This window comes from Flavobacterium maritimum, from assembly GCF_040049085.1.
Taxonomy (GTDB): Bacteria; Bacteroidota; Bacteroidia; order Flavobacteriales; family Flavobacteriaceae; genus Flavobacterium; species Flavobacterium maritimum.
On sequence record NZ_JBDLZY010000004.1, the window covers coordinates 1 to 14,949 of the forward strand.

Here is a 14,949-nt window from a genome sequence, read left to right on the forward strand (position 1 = left end):
TTTAATCTGAATCTTCAGATTCTAAAACCCTGTTCTAACGAACGGGGTTTTTTCGTTTAGAACGCTTTTTTAAATTAATATTATTTAGGATGTTAGTTTCTACAGGTTTATTATAATTGTCTTAATTTTATAAAAAAATGTATTTATGATTTCTTTTATCAAACAACTGCTATATGTTTATTCGCTTTTATGGATTGTTTCCTGCAATTCTCAAGTAATTGTTGTCGAGAAAGAAACATTCGGTAATGTAGTTAATGATACTGTTTTCGTAAATCTTAAAGAGTATAGTGCCGATTTTGTCTATGACATGAAGTATGCTACAGATGATAATTTTCTAAAAGCAAAAGTATACGATTGTGCAGAATGTTTTTTACGGTTAAAAACGGTGAAGAGTCTTATTGCAGCAAATAATAAGTTCTTAAAGAAGGGATATAAAATCAAGATTTTTGATTGTTACCGTCCTTTAGATATTCAAAAAAAAATGTGGGCAATTGTCTCCAACCCTAAGTATGTAGCTGATCCAAGCAAAGGATCTATTCATAATAGAGGTGGAGCCGTTGATATTACTCTGGTCGATAGTAAAGGTAGTGAATTGGATATGGGAACGGCTTTTGACTTTTTTGGAGAAGCAGCAGCTCACAATTACCCTAATGTTTCAGATGAAGTCAAAAAAAATAGAGCATTATTAAAAAAAATAATGCTCAAAAGTAATTTCAAGTCGTTTGATTCGGAATGGTGGCATTATAACTTAAAATCATCCTCTAATGATAAAGTTTCTAATGCTAAATGGGAATGTAAATGATTATTCTACACAATGTAAATTCTTTATGAAGTACGTTTCGGGCTCATAAATTTCGTTGTTTAGTTCCGATTTAAATTCTTTTTTAAGAACATAATCTTCGGTATCGGTCAAATATTTAATTCGCATCATCGACACAGGAGAAGTCTTTAGATCGTCAAAGCTGTCTTTAATAAACATAAAAGAACCTGTCATTATTCTGTTGTCAAATCCGTTATCATCGCGAAGCATAGTACCACAATCCTCTTGGTTGAGATGAATTAAGGTTATTATTTTCCCATTATTTAATTGAAGGTATAATTTAGAATTTTTATCAAAACAGTTAGCCTTCAGGAATGATTTGCTTTTTTGAATCATTTGTACATTTAAGGTAGGCAAACCATCTGTTACTGCTAAAGAAAAAAAAATGTAGCTTGATGTTTCAGCGAAATTTTTCTCGCAAATCATGTATTCCTTTGTTGATTTATAAGTACCTATAGAATCAGTTATATTTACACTGTATTCACATGGTTTTTGGGCAAACGAACTAATGCTTAAGAAGAATAAAGTAATCGTAATCAGGTGTTTCATTTTTATTTTATTTTGGTGCAAATTAAAACTATTTTGTGGTTATTTTTATCAGTGGTAAAAAAACAATACAGATTTCCTCCGTCTTTTATTTTCCATTTTTTTCGAATAATTTCTACTGAATCAGGAAAGTTTCTTGTAGTTATATTGGCTTGCTTGTTTTCTAAATGTACTTTCATTTCCGTTTTGTGGTATGAAATCGTATTTTGAATTTCAAAAACTCTTCCCGGAAATGAGATTAAATTTTCTGAAGTATATAAATGGGAGTGTTTTTGAAGTTTATCTAAATCATAAAAAGTTCCTACTTCATCAAAACCTCCGGATTTCATGATGGCACTATTGGGTTCATATAAATATTTTTGAGGTAATTCATAAGAGGGGTCTTTTAATTTTTGATTTAAAATAAAATCAAAAGTCTCAATTTTATCCTTTAAAATATTGATTGTTTTTATAGTGGTGCTACCCCTATATTCTTTATGTAATTCCCACAAAAGTTCTTTTACTTCGTTCTCTAAGGCGACGATATGAATGTTTTTTACATTTCGAAGTTCAGATAAACCAGCTGAGAGATCTAGTAAAGGAGCGGTTTTTATCAAAATGGAATTTGATTTTTCAAAATAGAAACTAAGATTTTCTGGTACATTTGGCAGACAATCTTTGAGCATGAATACTTTTCCTTTCGCATCATTTCTTCTGGAAGGATCAATATAGATCCAATCCCACTTTTTATTTAATGTCCTTAAAGTTTCTAAACTATCGCCCGAATAACAAATACAATTTTTGACATTCAATTGCTCAAAATTGTGTTTTACAATATCTGATAATTCCGGATTGATTTCACAATGGGCGATTGAACCGATTGTTTTTGCAAAATAATAATCATCTACACCAAAACCACCAGTCAAATCAATTAAACTATCTCCAGATACTATGGTAGATTTATATGAAGCTGTTTTTTCGGAAGAAGTCTGCTCTATTGAAATTTTACTTGGATAAATAATATTTTTGGTAGCAAACCAGTTTGGTAATTTATCTTTCGCCTTTTTTTTCGCCTCAATTTGATTTAAAATTGAAGGCCATTCGACTTCCGGAAAGGGATTCTTTTGTAACGCTAATTTTGATATGGTTCTATCAATATTAGCATCAATGAAGTTTTGTATCTCAGGATTTAGCAGTTTTAAATCCAAAATTAAATGTTTTTAGTTAATAGCTTAATAACGATATTTTCAGGAAAGAATTCTTTACCTATTACTTTTATTATGGTGTAAAAAGGAACCGCAACCACCATTCCTAAAATTCCAAAAAGAAAACCAGCGATGAGTATTATTAGAAAAATTTCAAGCGGATGAGAACTGACACTTTTTGAAAAAATGATGGGTTGCGACAGATTATTATCAATAATTTGTACAATCCAAAATCCGATTAAAACATAAATTGTTGTGGGTAAAATGGCTGTTTGAAAATCACTGCCTAAATGACTTATCATTGTTAAAATTGCGGCTAATACTGAAGCTATTAATGGGCCTACATAGGGAATGATATTTAATACAGCACATAAAAAAGCGATAACAATTGCATTTGGTACGTCAAAAATTGTTAGCACAATAAGATATAGAAGAAAAACAATGAACAATTGCAGTAATAACCCTATAAAGTATCGGGATAGTAAATGATTTATTTTTTCTAATGAATTTAAAATTTGACCTTCATAGGTATCGGGTATTAATTTTTTTGCACTATGCAAAAACATTTTCTGATCTTTTAGAAAGAAAAAAGTAATAAATAAGACAGATCCTATCCCTACACCAAAACTACTTATGGCTGATAGGACAGTATTTAAAAAATTTGGAATAATATCAAAATTTATTTTTGAGGTAAAATTTGCTTCAGAAATCATTTTTGAAGCATCAATATTATGATCCTCTAAAAAAGAGGTTATTTGGTTAATTAATTCAACTGTGTTTTTCTCAATTGCTTTAGTATTTAAAAGCGATAAATTTTCACCTTGAGATAAAATTAAAGGTACAAACATCATTATAAATCCGCTTATGGTCAGGATGAAAATGAGTAAGGTTACTATAGTTGCAATTGAATGACTGAATTTTAATCGTCTTTTAAAAAAATCGAGGATTGGATTTCCTATAAGCGTTAGGATTAACGAGACAATAAGATAAATTAATACGGATTGAATTTGATATAAAAAATAAATCAACAAAGCTGTTAAAACTAAAATACTGATGGCTCTTAATAGTCCATTTGCAATAATTTTTGATGTTATCATCTATTTTTTTTTAAGGAGATAAAGATAAAAAAAACTCGCTAACATGTAGCGAGTTTTAAAATCTAAAAAAAAACTAAAAAAATTATATTCCGAAACCAGCTCTTGCTCCACCAGAAACAAAGATGGCATCTATTCTTGATTTTTGTCCGTTAGAGAACATATACATTCCTCTGTCGTCAGTGTAATCCATATAGTTCATTGTCATTTCAACAGGAGTTCCTGTACAAGTACTATAATGTGGAAATACTGGAACACCATAATTTGCTGAATCATGTGTTGGTGTATCTGAAACTAAATCACTTCCACAATTAGCATCACCCCAAATATGACGTAAGTTCATCCAGTGACCTACTTCATGAGTCGCTGTTCTTCCTAAATTATATGGATAGCTTGCTGTTCCTGAAAGTCCAAAATATTTTGAATCAATTACAACACCGTCAGTAGCTGAACTTCCACCAGGAAATTGAGCATAACCTAAAATCCCACCACCGATAGTACAAGCCCACATGTTAAGTTTTGTAGTTGGAGAAGTTGGGTCTAAACCACCTTGTTTTGTTTTTTTCATAGCATCTCTAGTTCCCCAAGATGTTTTTGTAGTAGACTTTCTGTTGATTTTTTCCAACACGAAAGTTATTCCAACATTTGTGGCAACTCCTGAGAATAATGATGGAACACTGTTGAAATCAGAATTTGTAGCGTTAAAATCTTGGTTCAAAACATCAATTTGAGATTGAATTTGAGCATCAGAAATATTCTCTGCAGCAGTTTTGTACAATACATTTACAATAACTGGAATCTCAATTTTCCCATTTACTAAACGACCGCTCAAGATTGATTTTTGTGTAAACGCTTCAATTTCGTTCATTCTGATAGCTAATGTTGGATCAGCTTTCATTTGAGCTTCTAATACATCTTGTGATGCACAACTACGTTTTGTAACAGCGTTAGCTTCCAAATTTGCAGAACCGGTTTCTTCGTTTTGACATGAGAAAAGCATTAAAACGAATGCAGCACTTAAAAGAATTTTTTTCATAATAAATTGTTTTGTTATAAATAATTGGTTTTGGTTAATTATGCTGCAATTTTATAACAAATTAGTTAATAAAAAAAATAAATTTTAAGAAAGATTAACATTAATAGCTTTGTGGTCAGTAAAATAAGGGGTTTTGCAGATTTTTTACTTTTTTACAGAGGTGATTTCATATAAAGCAATACTGGTAGCTTGAACCACGTTCATACTGCTATTATTTCCATACATATTTATATGAACAATTTGATTTGAAATATCAAGAATGGCATCACTTATGCCATTTATCTCGCTTCCGACGACTAAAGCTATTTTTTTTGTGTCAGGAATTATGACTTCTCTAAGCGGTTTACTGGAGTCAGTTATTTCTAATGAAATTACTTCATAATTGTTTGCTGATAAATAATCAATCAAATATTGAGTTTCTTCAATTACAGTATATGGGACATGTAAATGGGTACTTCTGGAAGTTTTATTAATCTTTCTTGGAGTTAAAGGAATTTCAGCTCCTACAAAAATAATTTTTTCAACACCAAAAGCTTCGCTGATTCTAAAAAGAGAACCTATATTTTGTTGAAAATAAATATGATCACATACCAAGACTATTGGGAATGTTTTCTTTTCAAATGGAAGGTCTTCGTGTTTGAGTTGTGTTGGTTTCAATTAATTTGTAAAGATATAATTCATAATATTTGCCCCCATTTTTAAAGCTTTTTCGCGAACTTCAATCGGGTCATTATTTACTTCTGCATCTTCCCAGCCATCTCCCAAATCACATTCGTAAGTGTATAGAAGCACTAATCTATTTTCAATAAAGATCCCAAAAGCCTGTGGTCGTTTACCATCATGCTCGTGTATTTTGGGTAGGCCTCCAGGGAAAAGATAGGGTTTCTGGAAAATAGAATGATTCGCAGGCAGTTCTACCAAATCATTAGAGGGGAATATTTTTTTGATTTCTTTTCCGATGTATTGATTCATTCCATAATTATCATCAATATGAAGAAAACCGCCAGCCAGCATATAATTTCTAAGGTTACTGACATCGGCATCACTAAAAATAACATTTCCATGCCCTGTCATGTGTATGTAAGGATAGGAAAATAAATCAGGACTGCTGGGTTCTACTGTTGCTGGTTTGGATTTTATTTTGGTGTTGATATTTGCATTGCAATATTTTATCAAATTGGGTAATGAAGTAGGATTTGCATACCAATCACCTCCACCACTATATTTTACCAGAGCAATTTCTTGTGAAAAAGAACTAATAAAAGTAAACAGGAACAAGAAATATACTTTTTTCATAATCACGCAATCAAAAATATTAATTCTCATTGAAAAAAACGACACTATGACAAGCAACAACTGCTGCTGTCTCAGTTCGTAATCGGGTATTTCCTAATGAAACCGGAATATAATTATTCTCAAGTGCCAATGCGATTTCTTTTTCAGAAAAATCACCTTCTGGCCCTATAAGTAAAGTTACATCTTCATTTGGTTTCAAAACCGATTTCAGTGTTTTTTTATCCGTTTCCTCACAGTGAGCAATCAATTGGAATCCGTCATTTTTACGTTTTATAAACTCCTTGAAAGTGACCGCCTCATTTAACTTAGGAAGATAGAGCTGATTGCATTGTTTCATGGCTGCTAACAGAATTTTATCAAATCGTTCCAGATTGACCACTTTCCGTTCAGAACGGTCACAAATAATAGGTGTGATTTCGTGAATACCAATTTCTGTTGCTTTTTCCAGAAACCACTCGTAACGATCATTCATTTTTGTTGGTGCAACTGCCAGATGCAACTTAAATTTAGTAGGTGCTGCCTTTTCGAAAGAAAGGATTTTTACAGTACACTTATTATCAGAAGCCAAGGTGATTTCAGTTTTAAACAAAAAACCTTCGCCATTGGTTACAAATAAAATATCAGTATCTTTTTTACGCAATACTTTGATGATATGTTTACTTTCTTCTTTATCAAAAGAGAAAGTTTCAGTTGCTTCATTTATGTTTGGATTGTAAAATAATTGCATAGTCTAGAATTGAATTCGTGCTTTTGAAACTACAGAAGAAGTTTCGAAATTTTGGGATAAAAACTTTTGATAACCTGCAATTCCAATCATTGCAGCATTATCGGTGGTGTATTCAAATTTAGGGATAAAAGTTTTCCAACCGTATTTGGTCTCCGTCTCCTTTAATGTATTTCTAATTCCTGAATTGGCAGAAACACCGCCACCAATTGCGATTTGTTTGATCCCTGTTTCCTTTACTGCTAATTTCAATTTGTCCATCAAAATTTCGACAATCGTATGTTGGATAGAAGCACAAATATCATTCAGATTCTCCTCTATAAAATTGGGGTTTTCTAATTTCTTCTTTTGGATAAAGTATAAAATAGCTGTTTTTAATCCCGAAAAACTGAAATCAAGTCCAGGAACTTTGGGTTTGGTAAAAACAAAAGCTTTCGGATTACCCAATTGGGCGTATTTATCCACTAAAGGGCCGCCGGGATAGGGCAGTCCCAATATTTTTGCACTTTTATCGAAAGCTTCACCAACGGCATCATCGGTGGTTTCTCCTATAATTGTCATATCAAAAAAACTGTCCACTTGCACGATTTGAGTATGACCGCCACTAATGGTCAGTGCCAAAAAAGGAAAAGTAGGTTTGTCAAATCCTTCTTCGTCAATAAAATGAGCCAAAATATGCGCATGCATATGATTTACTGCAATTAACGGAATGTGTAAAGCCAAGGCCAAAGATTTTGCAAAAGAACTTCCCACAAGCAGTGAACCCATAAGTCCTGGACCTTGCGTAAAGGCAATTGCAGACAACTGTTCTTTTTGTATATTTGCCTTGCGAAGCGCGGCATCAATAACCGGAACTATGTTTTGTTGATGTGCTCTGGAAGCCAATTCAGGGACTACACCGCCATATTGATTGTGAATAAGTTGATTAGCAACAACATTCGACAAGACTTTATCGTTATGTAAAACAGCAGCTGCAGTATCATCGCAGGAACTTTCGATGGCAAGAATAAAAACCTCGGAATTTTGCATATAAAGGGACAAATTTTGAATTATATTTGACAATCTGTTTAAGAAAAACAGAAGAGCCAAAATTAAAGAATTTTTATTTAAAGAATTCCCTTTGTTTAGCCAAATTAGAATTTCAAAAAAAATTAAATCGTAGTTAGTATCAAAAAAATTAAAAAAATAGTATTTCGTTCTCTGCTTGGACTGATCCTACTTTTGCTGGTTCTGGGGATTGCCTTAACCTTGCCGGTTGTTCAGACAAAGCTTGCGCAATATTTCATGAATACTATCAATAAAGATTTTGGTATCAACATTTCAATTGACCAAGTCGCCATAACAGCTTTTGGCGGTGTGAAATTCAAGGAAGTATTGATTCTGGACCATCATAAGGATACGCTTATTTATGCCAATAGAATCAAAACCAATATTTTGGATGCGAAAAAACTATTGGATGTTGATTTGATTTTTGGGGAGGTAAGATTAGACGGAGTGTTGTTTAATTTGAAAACCTACAAAAATGAGAAAGATACTAATTTAGATAAATTCATAGATGCTTTTGGTACTTCTAAAGAACCTTCAAAAAAGCCGTTTTTTCTAACAGCTGAGGAGGCGTATGTTACCAATGGACATTTTATTTTGACTGATGAAAATAGGAAGGTTCCAAAGGATGTTGATTTCTCTAAACTAAATACACATATTTCCAATTTTAAGATTTATGGACCAAATGTGAATACAATCATTCATAAAATGTCTTTTTTAGATAATAGGGGAATATATGTGACCAATCTTAGCTCGATATTCAGCTATACTAAAAAACAAATAAAATTAGAGAAATTAGATCTGGTCACCAAAGAATCAAAAATAAAAGGGACAGTGTCCTTAAATTATAAAATTGAAGATTTTTCTGACTTTACAGATAAAGTAAAGTTTGATATTAATTTAGAGTCTTCCAAATTATCGTCTAATGATGTTCGTTGTTTTTATAATGAATTGGGAAGGAACCAACTTTTCTATTTAAGGGCCATTATAAAAGGGCCTTTAAATAATTTGAGACTTACCAAATTGAGATTGAGCGATGCAAAAAAATCTCAAATAAGAGGAGCTATACACTTCAAAAATCTTTTTGGTAATCATGACCAAAAATTCTACATGGACGGGGATTTTGAAAAGCTATCTACCAGTTATGATAATTTAGTTGCTTTACTTCCAAATGTTCTTGGAAAAAAACTGCCTGCTTCTCTTAAAAAATTAGGACTAATTACTTTAGTTGGAAATTCCCAAATCACGGTAGCTTCCGTCAATGCCGATTTTAAAATGACTACTGCCTTAGGTGCTGTACAATCAAAATTTCTGATGAATAACATGGAATTTATAGACAAGGCTTCTTATAAAGGAAATGTAATTTTAGGGAATTTTGATATTGGCAATTTTTTGGATAACAAAGATCTGGGAAAAGTAAGTTTAAATTTAGATGTTGATGGAGTTGGGTTTTCTGAAAAATATTTGAATACAGCCGTAAAAGGAGATGTTAATCAAATTGATTACAAAAAATATTCTTATCAAAATGTGGTCTTGAACGGTAATTTTAAAATGCCAATTTATAAAGGTCAGGTTTCGGTTACTGATCCCAATCTGGATATGACTTTTGATGGTTTGGTTGATTTCAGTAAGAAAGATAACAGATTTGATTTTCATATTAATATCGCAAATGCGGATTTAAAAAAGTTAAAGTTTGTAAAAGACAGTACTTCTGTTTTCAAAGGCGATGTAGTTGTTCAGGTATCTGGGAACACGATTGAAAACCTTCAAGGGAATGTTTTTATTAAAGAAACGACTTATCAAAACACAAAATCAACTTATTTTTTTGATGATTTCGCAATCAATTCCAGTTTTGACAAAGATATGTTGCGTACAATAACTGTCAATTCTCCTGATATTGTTGAGGGAAAAATTGTAGGGAAGTACCAATTTAATCAATTGAATAAGTTAATAAGGAATTCTTTAGGGAGTCTCTACACCAATTTTAAACCCCATAAAGTTAAGAAGGGACAGTTTTTGAAGTTTGATTTTACTATTTACAGTAAAATTATTGAGATACTATATCCTGAAATTTCAATCGGTTCAAACACTATTGTAAAAGGGAATTTGAGCTCTGACAATAATGAATTTAAATTCAATTTCAATTCACCACAGATTATTGCATCAAAAAACACATTTGATAATATTAGAGTGTCCATTGATAATAAAAACCCCCTTTATAATGCTTATATAGAATTAGATAGTATTAAAACGAAGTATTATAAAATACGGGATTTTAGTTTGATAAATGTGACTATGAAAGATACTTTATTCTTTCGTTCAGAATTTAAAGGTGGTAAGAAAGGCGAAGATTATTATAATTTAAATTTATATCATACGATTAATAAAGACAAAAATAATGTCATTGGGATTAGTAAATCGGAATTAAAGTTTAAGGATTATTTATGGTTTTTAAATGAAAACGATACTCCAAATAATCAGGTAGTCTTTGATAAAGAGTTTAAGAATTTCACTTTTGATGATATTATATTGTCTCATGAAGATCAGCAGATAAGTCTATGGGGAGTCTTTAAAGGTGCGAGCTATAAAGATTTGAAATTAAGTTTTAAAGATGTTGATTTAAATAAAATTACACCAGAAAACAACAAATTCGTATTTAAAGGGAATATAAATGGAGATGTCAGTTTTAAACAGAATAAAGCTGTTTTTCAACCTACGGCTTCAATAGTAATCGATCGTTTGAATTTAAATAATGTTGATTTAGGGACTTTAGATTTAAATATTGAAGGGGACGAGAATTTGAGAAAGTTTGCCATAAATTCAACATTGGAGAATGAGAACTTCGAATCATTCAATGTTGAAGGTAGTTTTGATATCTTCAATAAAGAAACATTTCTGGATTTAAGATTAAAATTGGACAAATTTAATTTAGCAACATTAGAGCCTCTTGGAGGTGAAGTTCTTTCAAATATCAGAGGGGTAGTGTCGGGTAATGCAACGGTTGATGGGAACCTTAACAAGCCTCAAATTAATGGACGTCTTTATTTAGAAGATGCAGGGATGGAAATTCCTTATCTTAATGTAGATTATGAATTAGCGAATAGGACAATAGTCGATTTGACTGACGAAAAATTCTTGTTTAGAAATAACTCGTTGACCGATACAAAATTTGGAACAAAAGGAATTTTGAACGGAAATATTGAACATAATAATTTTGGGGATTGGAAATTGGATTTAACAGTAAGTTCAAAAAGATTTCTTGCATTAGATACAAAAGACAGTGAAGATGCAGCTTATTTTGGGACGGCATTTATTAATGGTTTTGCGACTATAAAGGGGCCAACCGAAGGCTTGTTTATTAAAGTGGCAGCAAAATCTGAGAAAGGTACTGCTATAAAAATTCCAATTAATTATGCTGAGAGTGTAGCTGAGAGTAGTTTTATTCATTTTGTAACACCCAAAGAAAAATACAATTTAAAGTATGGTATTGTTGAAAATACCAGAAATTATAATGGGCTTGAATTAGAGTTTGATTTTGATATTACCCCTGATGCGGAAGTCGAAGTGATTTTGGATCGAAGTACAGGACACGGTATGAAAGGAAAAGGATTTGGGTCTCTTTTGTTTAAAATCAATACCTTGGGTAAGTTTAATATGTGGGGGGATTTCCAAGCCTATGAAGGAACTTATAATTTTAAATACGGAGGACTTTTCGATAAAAAATTTGCAGTCAAAAAAGGAGGATCTATTTCTTGGGAAGGCAATCCTATGAGAGCACAGTTAAATTTGGAGGCAGTCTATAAAACTACGGCAAACCCTGCAGTGTTGCTGGAAAACTCATCTTTTAACAGAAAAGTACCTGTTGAAGTTGTAATAGGACTTAGAGGCGATTTAATGAGTCCTGATCCTGATTTTAATATTGAGTTTCCAACCGTTAGTAATGTACTAAAATCGGAAATTCAATATAAGTTGAATGACAAGGATGTTCGACAAACCCAAGCTTTGTATCTTTTGTCTTCGGGAGGATTTTTAAGTTCAGAAGGTGTTAGCCAATCGGATTTATCAGGAAGTTTATTTGAAACCGCTACGGGTTTATTAGGTGATATTATACAGTCTGAGGACGATAAGTTTAAAGTTGGAATCAATGTTGTTGGAGCAGACAGAAGATTAGGGAAGGAAACTGATGGAAGATTTGTCGCAACAATTTCATCAAAAATAAATGAAAGGTTTACTATTAATGGGAAAGTGGGAGTTCCTTTTGGAGGAATTAATGAATCAGCAATTGTTGGTGACGTCGAAGTTTTGTACAGAGTTAATGATGATGGGAGTATGAATTTACGTCTTTTCAATAAGGAAAATGACATTAATTATATAGGACAAGGAATAGGGTATACGCAAGGTGTAGGGGTTTCTTATGAGGTCGATTTTGATACTTTTAAGGAATTAGTAAATAAAATTTTTAAAAATCATAAATTAGAAAGGGCTACCAATACAGAATATATTGATGAGGATTCCTATATGTCTCCAGAGTATATTAATTTTTCTAATTCCAAAAAATCTAAGGAAGAAACTCCTAAAAAGAACCAGGAAGCGGTTATTCCTGAAGAAGAGTAATGGCATCTTTTTATTTAAGTTTTTTTATTCAAACAATTTAGCTTGGATTGCTTTATCATGCTTGTTTTTAGATATTTATCGTTTTAATAGCGAAAAATTAACTATAGACAGCTTCATTATTTATTAAATTTACTTCCTTTTTTAGAATTATTGCCGGCAACATTTTAATTGCTTTAGATAGTAGTTGGTAATTGTTAAATTTTAATTTTTATTTCATAAAAATTGTTAATTATCAAATTATAACTAAATAATTGTTTTTTATGAAAAAAATATGTTTTTTTTTGACTTTTCCGAAAACTTATTAACGAAAACGTTTGAATTTGAGCTAATTTATTAATTTATTAAAAACATAGCTTTAAAAGTGCGGGATGTTTGCTAAATTTACACTTTAATACTTAAATAATGTCAAAAACAATAAAAAAAATAGGGGTTCTAACATCTGGTGGAGATTCACCAGGAATGAATGCCGCTATACGATCAGTTGTTCGAACATGTGCCTTTCATAATATAGGATGTGTAGGAATTTATAGAGGATACCAAGGTATGATTGAAGGTGACTTCAAGGAAATGGGGCCTCGTAGTGTAAATAACATTATTAATAAAGGAGGGACGATTCTTAAGTCAGCCCGTTCTGCAGATTTTAGAACGCCGGAAGGTCGGAAAATCGCACATCAAAATTTAATTAATGCTGGAATTGATGCATTAGTTGTAATTGGTGGAGACGGAAGTTTTACCGGAGCCTTGATTTTTAATACAGAGTTTGATTTTCCAGTAATTGGAATTCCAGGAACTATTGATAATGATATTTTTGGAACAAGTCACACTTTAGGATACGATACGGCTCTTAACACTGTTGTCGATGTAATCGATAAAATTCGTGATACGGCGAGTTCACATAACAGACTATTTCTTATTGAAGTAATGGGACGTGATGCGGGACACATTGCTCTAAATGCCGGAATAGGGGCAGGAGCGGAAGAAATTTTGATACCTGAAGAAGATTTAGGATTGGATAGATTATTAGACTCACTTAAGAAAAGTAAAGTTGCAGGGAAATCATCCAGTATCGTAGTTATTGCTGAAGGGGATAAAACAGGTAAAAATGTATTTGAACTGAAGGATTACGTTGAATCTAATTTTCCAGAATATGATGTAAGAGTTTCGGTTCTAGGTCATATGCAACGTGGTGGTGCTCCATCTTGTTTCGACAGAGTTTTAGCAAGCAGATTAGGAGTTAAAGCTGTTGAAACAATATTAGAAGGAAAAACTAATTATATGGCTGGTTTGTTAAACGATAAAATAGTTTTAACACCTTTGGAACAAGCCATTAAAGGACATACAGAAATTGACAAAGAATTATTAAGGGTTTCTGATATTATGTCAATATAAAAAAGTGTTTAAGGTTTAAGGTTTGATGTTGTGAGAACCATAAACTGGATGCATCAAACTAAAATAAATTAAATAAAAACTAAAATTAAATTAAAATGTCAAAAGTAAAGTTAGGAATAAACGGTTTTGGAAGAATTGGAAGAATTGTTTTCAGAGAATCTTTCAATAGAGATAATGTAGAAGTTGTTGCAATTAATGATTTGTTAGATGTTGAGCACTTGGCTTACTTATTAAAATACGATTCTGTTCACGGTCGTTTTAATGGAACAGTTGAAGTAAAAGATGGTCAATTGTATATCAATGGTAAATTAATACGTGTAACTGCTGAAAGAAATCCAGCTGATTTAAAATGGAATGAAGTTGATGTTGATGTTGTTGCTGAATGTACTGGTTTCTTTACTACTGTTGAGACTGCTAGTGCGCATATTACAGGAGGAGCAAAAAAAGTAATCATTTCGGCTCCATCTGCGGATGCTCCAATGTTTGTTATGGGAGTTAACCATACAAAAGCTTTAGCAACTGATAAAGTTGTTTCTAATGCTTCTTGTACAACAAACTGTTTAGCTCCATTAGCTAAAGTTATTAATGATAATTTTGGAATTGTTGAAGGATTGATGACTACTGTACACGCTACAACTTCAACTCAGATGACTTGTGATGGTCCATCTAGAAAAGATTGGAGAGGTGGTCGCGCTGCTTCAGTAAACATTATACCTTCATCTACTGGTGCTGCAAAAGCTGTAGGTCAAGTAATTCCTGAATTAAATGGAAAATTGACTGGTATGTCAATGCGTGTTCCAACTGTAGACGTATCTGTTGTTGATTTAACAGTGAAATTAGCTAAAGAAACTTCTTATGCTGAAATTATGGCTGCTTTAAAATTAGCTTCTGAAACTACAATGAAAGGAATCTTAGGATATACTGAAGATCTAGTTGTTTCTCAAGATTTTGTTTCTGATTCAAGAACATCAATTGTTGATGCAAATGCAGGTATTGGTTTGAATTCTTCTTTCTTCAAAATCATTTCTTGGTACGATAATGAGTATGGATATTCAAGCAAATTGATTGATTTATCTGTGCATATCGCGGGTTTAAAATAATTCACTTAGATTTAGAAAATCCCGTTATTTAAACAATAACGGGATTTTGTTATTTTATCTACTCTATAAGTGTGTAAAAAACACTTAATGTTTGGGTAAATA

Annotated in this window: 12 protein-coding genes; 4 read left to right on the forward strand and 8 right to left on the reverse strand. The window is 31.9% G+C overall.

Annotation, left to right across the window (positions count from 1 at the left end):
* The first annotated feature begins 145 nt into the window (after positions 1 to 145).
* Positions 146 to 802, forward strand: coding sequence for a M15 family metallopeptidase (locus tag ABEB23_RS09395; protein ID WP_348812337.1), 657 nt, complete (start codon positions 146 to 148; stop codon positions 800 to 802).
* On the opposite strand, the gene ABEB23_RS09400 is transcribed toward ABEB23_RS09395, so the two are convergent.
* From ABEB23_RS09400 to tsaD, 8 genes are all read right to left on the reverse strand, one after another.
* Positions 803 to 1,369 (reverse strand): hypothetical protein, encoded by a 567-nt coding sequence (locus ABEB23_RS09400; protein ID WP_348812338.1) that lies wholly within the window; start codon positions 1,367 to 1,369, stop codon positions 803 to 805.
* Positions 1,370 to 1,371: 2 nt separating this feature from the next.
* Entirely contained in the window at positions 1,372 to 2,553 is a 1,182-nt protein-coding gene (locus ABEB23_RS09405) for a class I SAM-dependent methyltransferase (protein WP_348812339.1), read from the reverse strand.
* Positions 2,554 to 2,555: 2 nt separating this feature from the next.
* Positions 2,556 to 3,647: an AI-2E family transporter gene (locus ABEB23_RS09410; protein ID WP_348812340.1), complete on the reverse strand. Its 1,092-nt coding sequence runs from the start codon at positions 3,645 to 3,647 to the stop codon at positions 2,556 to 2,558.
* Between the two features lie 82 nt (positions 3,648 to 3,729).
* The gene (locus ABEB23_RS09415) at positions 3,730 to 4,680 is read right to left on the reverse strand and encodes a zinc metalloprotease (protein ID WP_348812341.1); all 951 of its coding nucleotides are present in this window, start codon (positions 4,678 to 4,680) and stop codon (positions 3,730 to 3,732) included.
* 144 nt (positions 4,681 to 4,824) lie between these two features.
* Positions 4,825 to 5,337 carry a TrmH family RNA methyltransferase gene (locus ABEB23_RS09420; protein ID WP_348812342.1) on the reverse strand — a complete coding sequence of 171 codons (513 nt, stop codon included), beginning with the start codon at positions 5,335 to 5,337 and terminating at the stop codon, positions 4,825 to 4,827.
* Complete coding sequence (locus tag ABEB23_RS09425; RefSeq protein ID WP_348812343.1) at positions 5,338 to 5,976, reverse strand: DUF4159 domain-containing protein; 639 nt, start codon at positions 5,974 to 5,976, stop codon at positions 5,338 to 5,340.
* Positions 5,977 to 5,995: 19 nt separating this feature from the next.
* Entirely contained in the window at positions 5,996 to 6,703 is a 708-nt protein-coding gene (locus tag ABEB23_RS09430) for a 16S rRNA (uracil(1498)-N(3))-methyltransferase (protein ID WP_348812344.1), read from the reverse strand.
* Positions 6,704 to 6,706: 3 nt separating this feature from the next.
* Positions 6,707 to 7,729 carry a tRNA (adenosine(37)-N6)-threonylcarbamoyltransferase complex transferase subunit TsaD gene (gene tsaD / locus ABEB23_RS09435; protein WP_348812345.1) on the reverse strand — a complete coding sequence of 341 codons (1,023 nt, stop codon included), beginning with the start codon at positions 7,727 to 7,729 and terminating at the stop codon, positions 6,707 to 6,709.
* 255 nt (positions 7,730 to 7,984) lie between these two features.
* Between tsaD and ABEB23_RS09440 the strand changes: the two genes are divergently transcribed.
* The 3 genes from ABEB23_RS09440 to gap all read left to right on the forward strand — a co-directional run bounded on the left by ABEB23_RS09440 (position 7,985) and on the right by gap (position 14,847).
* Positions 7,985 to 12,358, forward strand: coding sequence for a translocation/assembly module TamB domain-containing protein (locus ABEB23_RS09440; protein WP_348812346.1), 4,374 nt, complete (start codon positions 7,985 to 7,987; stop codon positions 12,356 to 12,358).
* Between the two features lie 402 nt (positions 12,359 to 12,760).
* The gene (gene pfkA, locus ABEB23_RS09445) at positions 12,761 to 13,747 is read left to right on the forward strand and encodes a 6-phosphofructokinase (protein ID WP_348812347.1); all 987 of its coding nucleotides are present in this window, start codon (positions 12,761 to 12,763) and stop codon (positions 13,745 to 13,747) included.
* 95 nt (positions 13,748 to 13,842) lie between these two features.
* Positions 13,843 to 14,847 carry a type I glyceraldehyde-3-phosphate dehydrogenase gene (gene gap / locus ABEB23_RS09450; RefSeq protein WP_348812348.1) on the forward strand — a complete coding sequence of 335 codons (1,005 nt, stop codon included), beginning with the start codon at positions 13,843 to 13,845 and terminating at the stop codon, positions 14,845 to 14,847.
* Positions 14,848 to 14,949 lie beyond the last annotated feature (102 nt).

What these genes read in the sequence shown, in the direction of transcription:
- ABEB23_RS09415 (WP_348812341.1), bottom strand. Translation starts at nt 4,680, where the DNA reads ATGAAAAAAATTCTTTTAAGTGCTGCATTCGTTTTAATGCTTTTCTCA.
- tsaD (WP_348812345.1), bottom strand. Translation starts at nt 7,729, where the DNA reads ATGCAAAATTCCGAGGTTTTTATTCTTGCCATCGAAAGTTCCTGCGAT.
- ABEB23_RS09410 (WP_348812340.1), bottom strand. Translation starts at nt 3,647, where the DNA reads ATGATAACATCAAAAATTATTGCAAATGGACTATTAAGAGCCATCAGT.
- ABEB23_RS09425 (WP_348812343.1), bottom strand. Translation starts at nt 5,976, where the DNA reads ATGAAAAAAGTATATTTCTTGTTCCTGTTTACTTTTATTAGTTCTTTT.
- pfkA (WP_348812347.1), top strand. Translation starts at nt 12,761, where the DNA reads ATGTCAAAAACAATAAAAAAAATAGGGGTTCTAACATCTGGTGGAGAT.
- ABEB23_RS09440 (WP_348812346.1), top strand. Translation starts at nt 7,985, where the DNA reads ATGAATACTATCAATAAAGATTTTGGTATCAACATTTCAATTGACCAA.
- gap (WP_348812348.1), top strand. Translation starts at nt 13,843, where the DNA reads ATGTCAAAAGTAAAGTTAGGAATAAACGGTTTTGGAAGAATTGGAAGA.
- ABEB23_RS09395 (WP_348812337.1), top strand. Translation starts at nt 146, where the DNA reads ATGATTTCTTTTATCAAACAACTGCTATATGTTTATTCGCTTTTATGG.
- ABEB23_RS09400 (WP_348812338.1), bottom strand. Translation starts at nt 1,369, where the DNA reads ATGAAACACCTGATTACGATTACTTTATTCTTCTTAAGCATTAGTTCG.
- ABEB23_RS09430 (WP_348812344.1), bottom strand. Translation starts at nt 6,703, where the DNA reads ATGCAATTATTTTACAATCCAAACATAAATGAAGCAACTGAAACTTTC.